This window comes from Mesorhizobium sp. M0052 (assembly GCF_040323255.1).
Classification (GTDB): Bacteria; Pseudomonadota; Alphaproteobacteria; order Rhizobiales; family Rhizobiaceae; genus Mesorhizobium.
This window is the reverse complement of sequence record NZ_JAMYUS010000009.1, coordinates 14,105-29,146: the sequence shown is the minus strand read 5'-3', so window position 1 is coordinate 29,146 and position 15,042 is coordinate 14,105. Positions and strand designations below refer to the sequence as shown.

At 63.4% G+C, this 15,042-nt stretch carries 19 protein-coding genes; 16 read left to right on the top strand and 3 right to left on the bottom strand.

What is annotated here, in order from left to right:
* Positions 1 to 167 precede the first annotated feature (167 nt).
* The 3 genes from NKJ77_RS13955 (at position 168) to NKJ77_RS13945 (ending at position 2,849) form a co-directional block, all read left to right on the top strand.
* Positions 168 to 1,796: a DNA alkylation response protein gene (locus NKJ77_RS13955; RefSeq protein ID WP_023670993.1), complete on the top strand. Its 1,629-nt coding sequence runs from the start codon at positions 168 to 170 to the stop codon at positions 1,794 to 1,796.
* A gap of 124 nt (positions 1,797 to 1,920) precedes the next feature.
* Complete coding sequence (locus NKJ77_RS13950; protein WP_023742456.1) at positions 1,921 to 2,508, top strand: hypothetical protein; 588 nt, start codon at positions 1,921 to 1,923, stop codon at positions 2,506 to 2,508.
* Complete coding sequence (locus tag NKJ77_RS13945) at positions 2,508 to 2,849, top strand: DUF6105 family protein (protein ID WP_023670995.1); 342 nt, start codon at positions 2,508 to 2,510, stop codon at positions 2,847 to 2,849. The genes NKJ77_RS13950 and NKJ77_RS13945 overlap by 1 nt, the downstream gene beginning before the upstream one ends.
* On the opposite strand, the gene ruvX is transcribed toward NKJ77_RS13945, so the two are convergent.
* Positions 2,767 to 3,273, bottom strand: a complete 507-nt coding sequence (gene ruvX / locus NKJ77_RS13940) for a Holliday junction resolvase RuvX (RefSeq protein ID WP_023742455.1) — start codon at positions 3,271 to 3,273, stop codon at positions 2,767 to 2,769. The two genes, NKJ77_RS13945 and ruvX, sit on opposite strands and share 83 nt — an antisense overlap.
* Positions 3,274 to 3,454: 181 nt before the next feature.
* On the opposite strand from ruvX, the gene NKJ77_RS13935 reads away from it, so the two are divergent.
* The 7 genes from NKJ77_RS13935 (at position 3,455) to NKJ77_RS13905 (ending at position 8,386) form a co-directional block, all read left to right on the top strand.
* On the top strand, positions 3,455 to 4,162 hold the full coding sequence (locus tag NKJ77_RS13935) for a metal-dependent hydrolase (RefSeq protein WP_023684673.1): 708 nt from the start codon (positions 3,455 to 3,457) through the stop codon (positions 4,160 to 4,162).
* A gap of 44 nt (positions 4,163 to 4,206) precedes the next feature.
* Positions 4,207 to 4,623, top strand: coding sequence for a hypothetical protein (locus NKJ77_RS13930; RefSeq protein ID WP_023670998.1), 417 nt, complete (start codon positions 4,207 to 4,209; stop codon positions 4,621 to 4,623).
* A 110-nt stretch (positions 4,624 to 4,733) separates the two neighbouring features.
* Positions 4,734 to 5,021, top strand: a complete 288-nt coding sequence (gatC, locus tag NKJ77_RS13925) for an Asp-tRNA(Asn)/Glu-tRNA(Gln) amidotransferase subunit GatC (protein ID WP_352535351.1) — start codon at positions 4,734 to 4,736, stop codon at positions 5,019 to 5,021.
* 7 nt (positions 5,022 to 5,028) lie between these two features.
* Positions 5,029 to 5,484, top strand: coding sequence for a GNAT family N-acetyltransferase (locus NKJ77_RS13920; RefSeq protein WP_352535350.1), 456 nt, complete (start codon positions 5,029 to 5,031; stop codon positions 5,482 to 5,484).
* The gene (locus NKJ77_RS13915; RefSeq protein WP_352535349.1) at positions 5,484 to 7,049 is read left to right on the top strand and encodes an amidase; all 1,566 of its coding nucleotides are present in this window, start codon (positions 5,484 to 5,486) and stop codon (positions 7,047 to 7,049) included. The genes NKJ77_RS13920 and NKJ77_RS13915 overlap by 1 nt, the downstream gene beginning before the upstream one ends.
* Position 7,050: 1 nt before the next feature.
* On the top strand, positions 7,051 to 7,581 hold the full coding sequence (locus NKJ77_RS13910) for a hypothetical protein (protein WP_023742452.1): 531 nt from the start codon (positions 7,051 to 7,053) through the stop codon (positions 7,579 to 7,581).
* A gap of 7 nt (positions 7,582 to 7,588) precedes the next feature.
* Positions 7,589 to 8,386: a YdcF family protein gene (locus NKJ77_RS13905; RefSeq protein WP_023742451.1), complete on the top strand. Its 798-nt coding sequence runs from the start codon at positions 7,589 to 7,591 to the stop codon at positions 8,384 to 8,386.
* On the opposite strand, the gene NKJ77_RS13900 is transcribed toward NKJ77_RS13905, so the two are convergent.
* Entirely contained in the window at positions 8,335 to 9,078 is a 744-nt protein-coding gene (locus NKJ77_RS13900; protein WP_023671004.1) for a DUF599 domain-containing protein, read from the bottom strand. The genes NKJ77_RS13905 and NKJ77_RS13900 overlap by 52 nt on opposite strands.
* Positions 9,079 to 9,350: 272 nt before the next feature.
* On the opposite strand from NKJ77_RS13900, the gene NKJ77_RS13895 reads away from it, so the two are divergent.
* The 4 genes from NKJ77_RS13895 to NKJ77_RS13880 all read left to right on the top strand — a co-directional run bounded on the left by NKJ77_RS13895 (position 9,351) and on the right by NKJ77_RS13880 (position 12,803).
* Positions 9,351 to 10,754, top strand: a complete 1,404-nt coding sequence (locus tag NKJ77_RS13895) for an L-serine ammonia-lyase (protein WP_352535348.1) — start codon at positions 9,351 to 9,353, stop codon at positions 10,752 to 10,754.
* A 78-nt stretch (positions 10,755 to 10,832) separates the two neighbouring features.
* Complete coding sequence (locus tag NKJ77_RS13890) at positions 10,833 to 11,270, top strand: DUF1489 family protein (RefSeq protein WP_352535347.1); 438 nt, start codon at positions 10,833 to 10,835, stop codon at positions 11,268 to 11,270.
* Positions 11,271 to 11,373: 103 nt separating this feature from the next.
* Positions 11,374 to 12,105, top strand: coding sequence for a hypothetical protein (locus NKJ77_RS13885; protein WP_023832078.1), 732 nt, complete (start codon positions 11,374 to 11,376; stop codon positions 12,103 to 12,105).
* On the top strand, positions 12,105 to 12,803 hold the full coding sequence (locus NKJ77_RS13880; RefSeq protein WP_023700739.1) for a DnaJ domain-containing protein: 699 nt from the start codon (positions 12,105 to 12,107) through the stop codon (positions 12,801 to 12,803). Before NKJ77_RS13885 ends, NKJ77_RS13880 begins: the two co-directional genes overlap by 1 nt.
* Before the next feature lie 45 nt (positions 12,804 to 12,848).
* Here the strand turns inward: NKJ77_RS13880 and NKJ77_RS13875 are convergent, their stop codons facing one another.
* Entirely contained in the window at positions 12,849 to 14,243 is a 1,395-nt protein-coding gene (locus NKJ77_RS13875) for an SPOR domain-containing protein (RefSeq protein ID WP_373420149.1), read from the bottom strand.
* Between the two features lie 68 nt (positions 14,244 to 14,311).
* Between NKJ77_RS13875 and NKJ77_RS13870 the strand changes: the two genes are divergently transcribed.
* Positions 14,312 to 14,587, top strand: a complete 276-nt coding sequence (locus NKJ77_RS13870; RefSeq protein WP_023726657.1) for a hypothetical protein — start codon at positions 14,312 to 14,314, stop codon at positions 14,585 to 14,587.
* A complete protein-coding gene (locus tag NKJ77_RS13865) occupies positions 14,584 to 14,913 on the top strand; it encodes a phasin family protein (RefSeq protein WP_023671011.1) in 330 nt (109 codons plus the stop codon). Before NKJ77_RS13870 ends, NKJ77_RS13865 begins: the two co-directional genes overlap by 4 nt.
* Positions 14,914 to 15,042: the final 129 nt, after the last annotated feature.

Sequence of the window (15,042 nt, the reverse complement as noted above, 5' to 3'; positions counted from 1 at the left end):
TCCTTGCCGCAAGCGCCAGCTTGGGATTGCGGCCTTTCTCCCCGGTATTTTCGTCGCGCGCGCCGCCTGCCTTGGGCTATATCTAGCCGATTGCTTCGGATTCGAAGCCTTGTGATGTGAGGCCTTTCTTGCGTTAGAAGGCCCTTCTACTTTCAGAAGGATTGGGCGTGACCGACGACGTGACCAACCAGCCTCCGCCGCTGACGGGCGGCAACGCCTGGCGGGGCGATCCGTTGCTGATCCAGCTTGCCGAGCGTTTTTCCGATCCGGTGCGCAAGGACCTCGACGGGCTTGGCCGGTTCGTCCTGACGCAGGAGGCGCAGGAGCTGGCGCGCCTCGCCAATGTCGAGACGCCGAAGCTCCGCACGCATGACCGTCAGGGCCGGCGCATCGACCTCGTCGAATTCCATCCGGCCTATCATGCGCTGATGCGCCGCTCGGTTGCCGGCGGCCTGCATTCCTCGATCTGGGAAAACGGCGATAGCGAGATCGGCCGTCGCCATCAGGTGCGCGCCGCGCGTTTCTACCTGACCGCCGAACTCGAGACCGGGCATCTCTGCCCCATCACCATGACCAGCGCTTCGCTGGCCGCCCTGATGGCCAGCCCAAAGCTGTTTCGCGAATGGGCGCCGCGCGTGACGACGCGCAAATACGACCAGAGCCAAAAGCCGCCGGTTGACAAGGCCGGGCTGACGCTCGGCATGGGCATGACCGAAAAGCAGGGCGGCACCGACGTGCGCGCCAACACCACACGGGCCGAACGCGCCGGCAGCGGCTTTTATCGCCTCACCGGCCACAAATGGTTCATGTCGGCGCCGATGTCGGACGCTTTTCTCGTGCTTGGACAGGCGCCGGAAGGGCTTTCCTGTTTTCTCGTCCCGCGCATCCTCGGCGACGGTTCCGGAAACGGCTTCCGCTTTCAGCGGCTGAAGGACAAGCTCGGCAACCGCTCCAACGCCTCATCGGAGGTAGAGTTCGTCAACGCCATCGGCGAGATGGTCGGCGAGCCCGGCGCCGGCATAAAGACAATCATGGACATGGTCACGCTGACCCGGCTCGACTGCGCCGTCGCCTCGTCGGCAATCATGCGAGCGGGGCTGGCTGAGGCCGTGCATCACGCCCGTCACCGCCAGGTGGCCGGCTCGACGCTGATCGAACAGCCGCTGATGCAGCGCGTGCTGGCGGACATGGCGCTCGATGTCGCCGCCGCCACGGCACTCTCGTTCCGACTGGCGCGCTCCTTCGACGAGGCTGCCGGCGACCGCGGCGAGGCTGCTTTTGCCCGCGCCATGACCCCGGTGGTCAAATACTGGGTCTGCAAGATCGCGCCGCCACTGCTCTATGAGGCGATGGAGTGCCTCGGCGGCAATGGCTATGTCGAGGAAGCGCCGCTCGCCCGCTACTACCGCGAAGCCCCGGTCAATGCGATCTGGGAGGGCTCAGGCAATGTCATGGCGCTCGACGTGCTGCGCGTGCTCGGCCGCGCGCCCGGCCTGTTCGAGGAGGTGCTGGCCGGCATCGACCGCGATCTCGGCGCCGGCGGACGCGGAACCATTGGCGTGCTCAAGGCGGCCATGCAGGTCGCCGGCACCGATGAGGGGTCGGCCCGCCTGCTGACCGAACAGCTGGCGCTGTCGGCGGCAGCTGCGGAATTGCGCCGGCTGGGGGCAGGGCGGATTGCGGACGCCTTCGTCGAGACGCGGCTCGCCGGCCAGTGGCGCAACACCTATGGCATGCTCGATTCGCGCCACGATGCGCGCATGATCATCGACACGCTCTATCCGCCGGTGAATTGAGGGCCTTCCGCCAGGCCGTGAACGAATTTGCCTGCCTGTGGACAGCCGTTAACCTTAACGAATGGTTTCCGTTGCAGCCGCAGGCCGCAGACCCCACTGTCTTTGTCACCAAAGCAGGAATGCCATGCGGCACATTTTGACGTCCTTTCTGGCCTTGCACTGGGCGCTGGTTTTCGCCCTGCTGGCGTTCATCTGTGTCGATGGAAACCGCGGCGTTGCGGGCGCTCTGGGCGTGCTCGGCGTCGTCGTGGAAAACACTCGTCTGGCCGATCTCGACAATGCTGCCGTCGTGGCGCCGCTGGCCATCGCCTTGCTGGTCGTGGCGGTGCTGTTTTGCTGGGTCTTCGTCGAGAGCCTGGTTAACGCCGCGGCGAGCCCGGACGGAGCCGACAGTGTGGCGCGGACCGCCTTCATTTCGGCATCCGCGGTGTTGTCGCTCATCCTGATCGGCGGCGCAGCGCGAGGCATCAACGGCCTGTTTTTGGTTGTCGCCGTGCAATTGGCGGCACTTCTGGCCTCCTATGTCGCCATGCTGGCCGAGCGGAGGTCGGTCTTCGCTGTCATGGTTTCTCGGGAGGCAGAGAGCCGCGCCACCGCCCATGCCATAGCCAAGGGTGCCGCGCACGGCTCCTTGCTGTCGCGCATTTCCGGCCGTCCGGACATTGGTCCCAGCGGTCGCAGAGGCGGCTCCAGCCGCAGGGACGGTCACTGATGCGCACGCTGTTCGCATTGTGGGCCGCGCCACTCGCTCTGTTCTGGGGCTGGTTCTTCCTGTCGCTCAACGACATCAATTTCGGCTACGTCATGCTCAGCCGGCAGCTGCATGATTTCGTGTTCCAGCTCTACGGGCAGATGCTGGGCATCGATCCGGCGATCATTCCGGGCATGGTGGCAAGGGCCTGCATCTTCGACGGCTTCCTGCTGATGGCATTGTGGGCGTTTCGCCGCCGCCGCAACATCATGGCCTGGGTCAGGCGGCAGGCGGGGAATCCGGTTCCGTCCGATCGCGTGGGTCAAGCGACTGGAGCCGGTCCAGAACTCCCTGCAGAATAAAGGCCGCAGCCGCCGAATCGATCTTGTCGGCGCGCTTTCGGCGCGAGAAATCCATCTCGATCAGCGTCCGCTCCGCCGCCACCGTCGACAGCCGCTCGTCCCACAGCACGAAGGGCAGGTCGGTTATGCCTGCCATGTTGCGCACGAAGGCGCGCGACTTCTGGGCGCGGGGACCTTCCGACCCATCCATGTTGATCGGAAGACCGAGCACAAACGCGCCGACATTGTCCTTCTGCAGTTGGGCGAGCAGCGCTGCCGCATCCAGCGAAAACTTTTTGCGCAGGATGACCGGGCGCGGATGGGCAAAGGACAGGCCGCGGTCGGAAACGGCGACACCGATCGTCTTGTCGCCGAGGTCGAGCCCGGCCAGCGTCCTGCCGCCTTCCAGGCGTGACGGCAGATCCTCGATTGCTATGATGCCCAACGGCTTTCCCCACCAGCTTTACCGTGACCCAGTCTTAACCGTGACCCAGACTTACCGTGACCCAGACTTGCCGTAACAAAGACCGCGACACGTTCTTTTGAACCGCGAGCACACTATGTCACTTTAATTTTGCTGCCGGCGTTCTATCTTCCGGCGCAACCAAAATCGAGGAACACGATCGATGAAATTGACCTGGTACGGACATTCCGCCTTCCGCGTCGAGACATCAGGCGCGACCATCCTGATCGACCCCTATCTCGTCGGCAACCCATCATGGACGAGCGGCTGGGAGGGGCCGGCGGAAGGCGTCACCCATGTGCTTTTGACCCACGGCCACAGTGACCATGTCAGCGGCGCGGTGGAGGTGCTGAAGAAGAGCGGCGCCCAGCTGGTCGCCAATTACGAGATCTGCATGTACCTGGTCGGCAAGGGCGTCGACGGCAAGAAGATCAATCCCGGCAATCATGGCGGCACCGTCGATTGCGGTGCCTTCACCACCACCTTCGTGCAGGCACTGCATTCCTCGTCGTTTGGGCTCGATGGCGGCCAGAACGTCTACCTCGGCAATCCCAACGGGCTGGTCCTGCATTTCCCGGAGGACAAGACGCTCTACCATATGGGCGACACCGACATCTTCTCCGATATGGCGCTGATCGAGGAACTGCATGAGCCGAAGATCGGCCTCGTGCCGGTCGGCGACCGCTTCACCATGGGCGGCGCGGTGGCGGCCCTGGCCTGCCGGCGCTTCTTCCACTTCGACACGGTCGTTCCCTGCCATTTCGGCACCTTCCCGATCATCGACGCGACGGCGGAGAAGTTCGTGGCCGGCCTTGAAGGATCAGGTGTCGACGTAGCCTTGCCAGCCATCGGCCAAACGATCACACTATAGAGCGATCGTTGAAACGATCCCTTGTCGCAAAGGGGAATTAAACCATGGGTTTGAGAGAGACTCTTTGCGTTTCGATGCTGGTTGCGGCGTCGCCCGCATCCGCCGCCGAGGACTTCATCAAGGGCGTTTACCTCCAGACCCAGGAGCTTTGCGCGCAAGCCAAGAAGGACACGCTGCAGACGCTGATTGACACCGGCAATGTCATCTTGTCGGCGGACGGCCTGCAAAGCGTCGAGTATAATTGCGAGTTCGTCCAGGTCACCAAGGCGACGCGCTCGCCGAGCTGGGCGGTCACTGCCATCTGCCAGGAGCCGGGCTTTCTCTTTCCCGATATACTGTCGATCACGCAGATGAACGCGACCCAAATCGACATCGTCTCGGTGCGCCCGACCGCCGACGAAGGCGAGCAGGCCGGCAATGGCGGCAGCTATTATCTGTGCGAGGGTGTATCGCTGCCCTAGGCTGAAATGCCGCCCTGGCATGAACGGGCTCTATCCCCAAGCACGATCGATGTTGCGCGGAACGCGCCACGCCGCTATAGCGCCATCTGGTTTTCCCAAAGGCTAAAGACATGTCCGTTGATCTGCAAACTGTGAAGCGCGTCGCGCGTCTCGCCCGCATTGCGGTGAGCGAGGAGGATGCCGAGCGCATGACCGGCGAGCTGAACGCCATTCTGGGCTTTGTCGAGCAGCTGAACGAGATTGATGCCTCCGGCGTCGAGCCGATGACATCGGTGACGCCGATGGAGATGAAGAAGCGCCAAGACATCGTCACCGACGGCAACAAGGCCGCCGATATCGTCGCCAATGCGCCGGCCACTGACGAGAATTTCTTCCTCGTGCCGAAGGTCGTGGAGTAGGCGGCCGATGACAATCGAGATCGCGATCGAAACGCCGCTGCAGGACGATGTCCGCGCTTTGGTCGAGGAGCTCAACGCGGCTCTGCTCGAACTGACGCCGCCGGAGCATTGCTACCATCTGACGGTCGAGCAGATGGCTGGCGACGACACCACCGTCTTTATCGCCCGCGACGACGGGCAAGCCATCGGCTGCGGCGCGCTGAAGCGCCATGATGCCCGCGTCGGTGAGGTCAAGCGTATGTACACGCGGCCTTCGCATCGGGGCAGGAAGATCGGCGCCAAGATCGTCGAACATGTCGAAACGCTAGCGCGCAGCGAAGGGCTGAAGCGTCTGGTGCTGGAAACCGGCGACCGCCATCCCGCCGCCTGGACCGTCTATGAACGCGCCGGCTTCTCGCGCTGCGGGCCGGTGCTGGATTATCCCGATTCCGAGTGGTCGGTGTTTTACGAAAAGAGCCTTTGATGAGCGAACTGACCCATCTGACAATTTCGCAGGCGCGCGCCAAGCTGCGCGCCAAGGAGATTTCTGCCGTCGAAATCACCGAGGCCTATCTCGGTGCCATCGAGCGCGCCAATCCGGTGCTCAATGCCTACATCGTCGTCACCGGCGACAAGGCGCGCGATATGGCCAAAGCTTCCGACGCCAGGCTCGCCAAGGGCGAGGGCGGTGCGCTGGAGGGCATCCCGCTCGGCATCAAGGATCTGTTCGGGACCGAAGGTGTCCACACCCAGGCCTGCAGCCATGTGCTCGACGGCTTCAAGCCGCGCTACGAATCGACCGTCACCGCCAATTTGTGGGCAGACGGCGCCGTCATGCTGGGCAAGCTTAACATGGACGAGTTCGCCATGGGCTCGTCCAACGAGACCTCCTATTACGGCCCTGTCGTCAATCCGTGGCGGCGTTCGCGCCTCGACACGGTGGTGATGCCGACCACGCATCAGGGCGATGGCGGTTTCGTTTCGGCCGGCGGCACCAAGACCGCGCGCACGCTGGACAATGCCCAACTGGTGCCGGGGGGCTCGTCGGGGGGCTCGGCTTCCGCCGTCTCGGCTTTCCTGTGCGCCGGCGCCACCGCCACCGACACCGGCGGCTCGATCCGCCAGCCAGCCGCCTTCACCGGCACCGTCGGCATCAAGCCGACCTATGGTCGCTGCTCGCGCTGGGGCATCGTCGCCTTCGCTTCGTCGCTCGATCAGGCCGGCCCGATCGCCCGGGACGTGCGCGATGCCGCGATCATGCTGAAGTCCATGGCCTCGGTCGACGCCAAGGACACCACTTCCGTCGACCGGCCGGTGCCGGATTACGAGGCGGCGATCGGCAAACCGATCAGGGGCATGAAGGTCGGCATTCCCCGGGAATACCGCGTCGACGGCATGCCGGAAGAGATCGAGGCGCTGTGGCAGAAGGGCATTGCCTGTCTCAGGGATGCCGGCGCCGAGATCGTCGACATTTCGCTGCCGCACACCAAATATGCTTTGCCGGCTTATTATATCGTTGCGCCCGCCGAAGCGTCATCCAATCTGGCGCGCTATGACGGCGTCCGCTACGGCCTGCGCGTGCCGGGCCAGGACATTGTCGACATGTACGAAAAGACCCGAGCCGCCGGGTTCGGTCGGGAGGTCAAGCGTCGCATCATGATCGGCACCTATGTGCTGTCGGCAGGCTATTACGATGCCTACTATCTGCAGGCGCAGAAGGTGCGCAATTTGATCAAGCGCGACTTCGAGACGGTTTTTGCCGACGGCGTCGACGTCATCCTGACGCCGGCGACGCCGTCGGCCGCCTTCGGCATCGCTGACGAGGACATGGCCGCCGATCCGGTCAAAATGTACCTCAACGACATTTTCACGGTGACCGTGAACATGGCCGGACTGCCGGGCATTGCCGTGCCTGCCGGCCTCGATGCCAAGGGCCTGCCGCTCGGCCTGCAGCTGATTGGCCGTCCCTTCGACGAGGAAACCCTGTTCCAGACAGCCGCCGTCATCGAGCAGGCGGCGGGAACCTTCCAGCCGGAGAAGTGGTGGTAGCATGCCGCCTCCGTCTCGCATTTCCATCGTCGAGACGGGAAACGAACTGCTGATCACGAACCCGCCACGCACCTCGGATTTCAGGACAGTCTTTGTCCTGATCGGGGCCGCGATCGTCGCCTACACCGGCTACATGGGATTGACAGATATGTCGTCCGCAACGCTCACCAGCGGCACGCTCGGCCTGCTGTCCTTCGTGGCGGTCATTGCCCTCTTCACCTATTTCCTGGGCAAGGATTTCATCTGGCGGGTGTTCGGCAGGGAAACCCTGCGGCTGACCGACACCGCAGCCGTGCGCTCGGTGAGGGGTTCTTTGCGAAATCGGTGGTCACTGCCTTTGAAAGGGCATCTTAGGGTCGAAATCCTCGACCACACCTATCCCACGGACGAAGTGGAACTGTCGGAAGTCATCAGCTTGACCAACGCGAACGGCGTCCTTGTTTTCGGCAGGGAGTTAAGCCGCATCGAAGCGGAAGCGGTGGCGAGTGCGGTCGAGCACTTCATCGGCCGTCACAATTTGAGCTGGAGATAGGCAGGCAATGTTCTTCTATCTCTCCAAGATCTTCTGGTTCTTCGTCCAACCACTCAACCTGGCGATCTTCCTGCTGTTTGCCGGCTTGCTCGCGGCGCTGATCGGCCGCCGGCGATCGGCGGCGACGGGCAGTGTGTTCGCCTTCCTCATTCTGGCGCTGTCGGCCTGGACCTTGCTTGGCGCCATGATGCTCAATCCGCTCGAAGAGCGCTTCCCAAAGCCGCCGCTGCCGCGGAAGGTCGACGGCATCGTCGTGCTCGGCGGCGGTTTCGAGGGCGCCATCAATCTGGCGCGCGGTGGCTATGAGCTGAATTCCGGCGGCGACCGCATGGTCGAGACGGCGATCCTTGCCCGGCACTTTCCCGAGGCGAAAGTGGTTATCTCGGGCGGCACCGGTGAACTGTTCATCGATGGCGAGGGCGATGCGGCCACCGCGCCGCGCCTGCTCGGTGCGCTTGGCGTCGACGCGGACCGCCTGATGCTCGAGAACAAATCCCGCAACACCTATGAGAATGCCGTCTTCACCAAGGAACTAGTAACGCCGAAACCGGGCGAGACCTGGCTGCTGGTGACCTCCGCCTTCCACATGCCGCGCGCCAAGGCACTGTTCGACAAGGCCGGCTTTCAGACGGTCCCGTGGCCTGTCGACTATCGCACCTCGGGCAATGAAGGCTTTGGCCTGTTTCGCGACAACGCACCCGATTCGCTGCAGACCACGACCATGGCGATCCGCGAATGGATCGGGCTCGCCGCCTATTGGCTATCGGGCCGGATCGACCAGCTTTTCCCCGGCCCGGGCGGCTGACCGATCACCGCTTGCCTTGCGGCGGAAAAGAACTGACGCCGCACCAGCACCGCCAGAAGCAGCAGCGTCGACAGCACGAACACGATCGGGTCGACGAACCAGCCGAGATAGCCGATCGAGAAGAACACCGCGCGCAGCCCTGAATTGAAGTGCTTGCCGGCCAGCATGTTCATGCGCGCCGCGCGCCACACCGCCGTTTCGCTGACCGGGTTGCGTGACGCCTCGCCATAGGGGATCGGCACCGCGCCGATCAGGATCGTGCAGTAGTTGAAGAGACGGTAGGCCCAGCCGAACTTGAAGAAGGCGAAGGCCAGGATCAGCACCAGGCCAAAGACCTTGATCTGGAAGGCGGAGCGCGATGAGGTCGCGTTCAACGGCAGGTCGTTCAGCACGGCAAGGACCTGATCCGAGGCGCCAAGCAGCGCGAAACAGCCACCGAGCGCAATCAGCGAACTGGAGGCGAAAAAGGCGGTGCCTTGCTGCAGGCCGCTCATGATGGCGGTGTCGACGATGCGGATTTCGCGCTCGGCCATGGTGCGCATCCAGGCCTCGCGCTGCACGTTCATGGCCATCGTCAACGACACCCGGCTGACCAGTCTGCCGTCGGACGCCAGCGTATGCAGCAACCATGCAAGCAGGAAAAAAGCCAGCGCCGCCAGATCAGCCGTCGACAGATGGAAGGAATCGCCCATGCCCCCTTTTACCACAGGCAAAGCGGTCAGTTCGATGCTCCAAAGCATGTCGCCCAGAAGTGAGCTGCGGTTCTGGGACAACCACATGCATTAAAACAAGAACTTAAAGCGCGTCGCATGAACCCGTTTCAGCGCGACGCGCTTTCAGCCGGGGATGTCGCTGCCGGAGCAAACAAGGTCGGCAGGTGCAGCGCCGCAATCCGCAAAACAGCACAAACATCATGGAAAGTCCTATATGTAGGTCTTGATCCCATTCCCGGAGACGGCGCAGCGTGTTTCTTTCGGTTTTCGACTTGTTCAAGATCGGCATCGGACCGTCGAGTTCGCACACGATGGGACCGATGACAGCGGCGCGGCGGTTTCTCGACGAGATCGCCGGCGATGACTGGCCGCGCCCGGCCGGCGTCAAGGTCGATCGCATTGGCGCCAGCCTGCACGGCTCGCTCGCCTATACCGGTATCGGCCATGGCTCGGATCGCGCCGTTGTCCTCGGACTTGCTGGCCTGACACCGCAGACGGTCGATCCCGACCAGGCCGAGGGAATCGCCACGCGCATCGCCGCCGAGAAGCGGATATCGCCACGCGGCCATCCCTCCTATCGCTTCGACCCGGCGACGGATCTGGTGCTCGACCGCAAGACGCCGCTCACCGGCCACGCCAACGGCATGGCCTTCTACGCTTACGATGCCGGCGGCCGGCTGCTGCTCAAGCGCATCTACTATTCCATCGGCGGCGGCTTCGTGGTGTCCGAGGAAGAGCTGCAGCGGATGAAGGTGAAGGGCTCGGTGACCACAGAAGGCAAGAAGGTGCCCTATCCCTTCAAGAACGCCGTCGAGATGCTGAAGATGGCAGGCAAAAGCGGCCTGTCTATCGCCGACATGAAGCGCATCAATGAAGAGACGCATATGTCGCGCGAGGAGCTCGACAGCGGCCTTGATGCGATCTGGGGCGCCATGAAGGGCTGCATCGACCGCGGCCTGTCGCAGGACGGCATCATGCCGGGCGGGCTGAAAGTGCGCCGTCGTGCCCGCATGCTGCACGACAAGCTGCATGAGCAATGGCAGCAGAACAAGCCCAACCCTTTGCTGGCCAATGACTGGCTGTCGATCTACGCCATGGCGGTGAACGAAGAGAACGCCGCCGGTGGACGCGTCGTCACCGCGCCGACCAATGGCGCGGCCGGCACATTGCCGGCGGTGCTGCGTTACTGGCTGCATTTCCACCCCGAGGCCGACCAGCCGAGCATCCGCGACTTCCTGCTCACGGCCGCCGCCGTCGGCGGCATCATCAAGACCAATGCCTCGATCTCCGGCGCCGAGGTCGGCTGCCAGGGCGAGGTCGGTTCGGCCTCGGCGATGGCTGCCGCCGGTCTCTGCGCCGTCATGGGCGGCACGCCCGAGCAGGTCGAGAACGCCGCCGAAATCGCGCTCGAACATCATCTCGGCATGACTTGCGATCCGGTCGGCGGCCTGGTCCAGGTGCCTTGCATCGAGCGCAATGCGCTCGGCGCCGTCAAGGCGGTCACCGCCGCCTCTCTGGCGATCAAGGGCGACGGCGTGCATTTCGTGCCGCTCGACGCCGCTATCGAAACCATGCGCCAGACGGGCCTCGACATGAACGAGAAGTACAAGGAAACCAGCCTTGGTGGGCTCGCCGTCAATGTCGTGGAATGCTGACCGCGCAACGCCACTGGCACTGTGGAGAAGTCGGGCAGGGCCGTTGACGCAATCGCGCGCCGGACTAAACCTTAAGCGATGGCACTCAATCTCCTAAAACTGTGCGTCGGTTGCGACAGCGTCGAGGACCTCGAAGAATGGATCGCCTTTCGCGTCGATGAGCGCCGCCGCGCCGGCGAACCCGCCGAGCACTGGCACACCACCCGCATGGTGCCGGCGCGCGGCGCCGAGGTGACCGATGGGGGTTCGCTTTATTGGGTGATCAAGGGCAGCGTGCAATGCCGCCAGCTGATCACTGATATCAGGCCCTTCACCGACGACGAAGGCATCGGCCGTTGCCGCCTGATGCTCGACCTCGACGTCGTGCGCACCGACTGGCAGCCGCGCCGCGCCTTCCAGGGCTGGCGTTATCTCAGACCTTCGGATGCGCCCGCCGATATCGGCAAGGGCAAGGCCGGAATGGTCGAGATGCCGCCGAAACTGAAGCGCGAGCTCGCCGATCTGGGCTTGCTGTAGAGCCAAGGGCGCGGCCGCTTCTCCCAGAGCGTCGAGCGCTGGCCCTTCATCTTGTCCAAGGCTGGACTTGCAAGGGGCCCGACAACGCCACATCTTGCTTCTTATGAGCGACAAGAAGCAGCGCGTGCCCGCAAGGGCCAGTCCTGCGCCGGTCAAGCCTCAATCCAATGCCGGCGAGATCGACGCCTTCATCCGTCAGGCCCGGACGCTTGCCGCGTCCGCGACCGGCTCCGGGCGGCTGATCCTTGCGCTCGACGCCACGATGAGCCGCCAGCCGACCTGGGATCTCGCCACCAAGCTGCAGGGCGAAATGTTCGACGCCGTCGGCAAGGCCGGAACTCTCAGCGTCCAACTGGCCTATTTTCGCGGGTTGGGCGAGTGCCGCTCGTCGGCTTTTGTCGCCGATACTGATGCCCTGAAGCAGCTGATGACGCGGATCGACTGCCGTGCCGGCCACACCCAGATCGGCAAGGTGCTGGCGCATGCGCTAAAGGAAACGGCGGCGGCCAAGGTCAACGCTCTGGTTTATATCGGCGACGCCATGGAAGAGGATATCGACGACCTGGCGCAGAAGGCCGGCAGCCTCGGCCTGCACGGCGTTCCCGTCTTCGTCTTCCAGGAAGGTCATGATTCCGGCGCAGAAAGGGCGTTCAAGGAGATTGCGCGGCTGTCCAAAGGGGCTTGGTTCCGATTTGATCGGCGGGCTGCCGCGACCTTGGCCGGGCTGCTTTCGGCGGTTGCCGTCTATGCGACCGGCGGATTGAAGGCGCTCGAGGCAAGGGACAGGCCGGGAGACCGGCTGCTGATCGAGCATCTCAGGGGCGGCGGGAATTGATGGGCGCTATCATTGCACTTGTTGCACTGTTTCTGGTGCTGCTCGGCGCGGCGACGATCTTTGTCCGCGCCGATGCGCAAAAACTGGCAAGCGGCATGCGCACGCTCGGGCCGGTGCTTCTGGCGCTGGTCGGGCTCGCCGTGCTGGTGGTCGGGCGCGAAGGCATTGCCGGCCTCATTCTGGCCGCGGCCCTTGCCTGGTACGGTTCGATGCGAATGAAGCGGCCGTCGGTCGGGCCGGCGCCCGGCAAGCGCTCGACGGTGCGGACCGCCGCACTGGAAATGGAGCTTGATCACGATACGGGCGGGCTTGAAGGCCTGGTTCTGGCCGGCCGCCATGAAGGCAAGATGCTGGGCGCGATGGGCCTGGCCGAGCTGCAGCAGCTTTACCGCGAACTCCCCGGCGACCCGGAGAGCCGCCAGCTCCTAGAGACGTATCTTGACGGCCGTTTTCCCGTCTGGCGCAAAGACGCTGAGGCGAACGGTGGCGAAGGGCTGGGTGTTGCGCCAGGTGCGGGCGCCATGACTAAGGAGGAGGCCTACAAGATCCTTGGTCTTGAAGCGGGGGCCGCCGCGGCGGATGTCCGCAAGGCGCACCGCCGCCTGATGCAGCGCCTGCACCCCGACATCGGCGGCACGTCTTTCCTGGCGGCGCGGATCAACGAAGCCAAGGACGTCTTGCTCTCCAATCACAACTAGTCTCCTTCGACGCAGTAAATTTCCGGGAGATGGTTCGACGCCGCCCTACTGTTGGACGGCGTAGCAGGCGATTTTCTTTTTCTTCAGGGCATTGCAGGCATTCCAGGCCGCGTCCTTCGAGCGGAAGCCGCCGAACCGGGCGCGGTAATAGGTCTCGCCATCCTTTTCGAAGGCGACGGTGAAACCGGAAGCAGCCCCAAGAACTTTGGGCGCCAGCTTGGCGGTCTTGTCGAGGAAAGCCTGGGCTTCGGACTGCTTGGGCGACGACGCCACCTGCACCGCCCAACCAGCCGGCACCGAGGCCGTGTTGACCGGGTCGACCGCCTGTGGGGATACAGGCGTGGGTTCGGCATAGGCAGCCACAATCTGCGCAGTTTCGACCTTCGGCGCCGTCACGATGACGGTCTTGACCTTCCTGGTCTTGACGACGGGGGCGGGCTCTTCGACCGCGGCCACCGTCTGTTCGTCGGCAGACTGGCCTTCAGCAGACTGCTCGTCAGCGGATGTCGGATCATCATTGGACGCTACGGCATCGTCTTCAACGATCGGCTTGCCATCCGGCGTCGGCGCGTCATGCTTGGGCAGGAAGACCTTGGCCAGCGCCTTGACCGGATTGTCGCCGCCGGCCTTGGCGACCAGGGCGCCGCCGCCGCGGGTCGATGCGCGCGGCATGTAGGCGTTGATCAGGCCGGCCATCTGGTTGTCGCGGCTGCGCCCCGAAGTGCCGCCCATGACGACGGCGACGAGGCGGCGGTTGCCATCCGAAACCGACGAGACGAGGTTGAAGCCGGAGGCGCGGGTATAGCCGGTCTTGATGCCGTCGACGCCCTTGATGCGGCCGAGCAGACGGTTGTGGCCATTGATGCGCTGGCGGCCGTAAAGGAAGGAGCGCTGCGAGAAATAGCCGTAATACTGCGGATAATGTTCCCTGAGCGCTATGCCGAGCATCGCCATGTCGTGGGCGGTTGTGAACTGGCCGGGATCGGGCAGGCCGTTGGCATTGCGAAACACGGTGCCGTCCATGCCGAGCGCGCGCGCCTTGGCGGTCATCATGCGGGCAAAATTGCTTTCGCTGCCGCCGAGCAGTTCGCCGAGCGCGGTCGCCGAATCATTGGCCGACTTGGTCACCATCGACAGGATGGCGGTCTCGACCGAAACCGCTCCGCCCGCCTTGACGCCGAGCTTGGTCGGCGGTTCGGCCGCCGCTTTGGCCGAGAACGGCACGGGCGTGTTCCTGCTGATCCGGCCCTTCGCCATGGCCTCGAAGGTCAGATAGAGCGTCATCATCTTGGTCAGCGACGCCGGGTAGCGCCGGCCGTTGGCGTCGGACGAATAAAGCACCTTGCCGGTCTTGGCATCGACGACGATCGCCGAAGACCTGGCGGCCATCGAGGACGCGGCATCCGCAACGACAAATGACATCGCCAAAGCGAGGATCATGATCGTTTTGAGGGAAGATGCGGATTTTGAACCGAAGACCGACAACGCCTGACGCACTGATAGTTCCTTTGAAACTCATTGCCCTGGAGGCGGCAAAGGGATCCGACCTCACTTGTCGTCAAACTATCGCGGCCAGCGTTACCAATCCGTTTATGGTAACCGGCGCGTTCACCATTTTCCTCGGGCTTGAGCCTTTCTTTATTCGAATTTTAGCTGTTGCCGGCGCAGCGCGGCCTGATGCCGCTGAAATCTTGACTTTTGTGCAGCGCACAATATATTCTCGTGCATTGCACAACCGCGCTCAGGCAAGGGCGCTTCAAAACGCCAAGGGAAACGTCAAATGACCCAGACCTACGAGGACTTCTCGAAATACGGCAAGGAGTTTGCCGATACCGGATTGAAGAGCTTCACCTCGCTCTCCAAGGGCGCGCAGGCGATCGCCACCGAAGCTGGCGAATACACCAAGAAGAGCTTCGAAGCCGGCAGCGCCGCGGTCGAAAAGCTGTTCTCCGCCAAGTCGCTGGAAAAGGCGGTCGAGATCCAGTCCGACTTCGCCAAGCAGAGCTATGAGAGCTTCGTTGCCGAGGCGACCAAGTTCGGCGATCTCTATGCCGATCTCGCCAAGGAGGCTTACAAGCCCTTCGAATCAATTGTCGCCAAGGCGAAGTAATTTCGCTCGAGAATACCAGGCACGGCCTTTCGGGCTTGCAAAACAGACCCGGTCGCGGATGCGCGGCCGGGTTTTTTCATGCCGGTTTCAATTCCGGGGCTTTGGCGGTTCACGATTTTGAAAATCGCC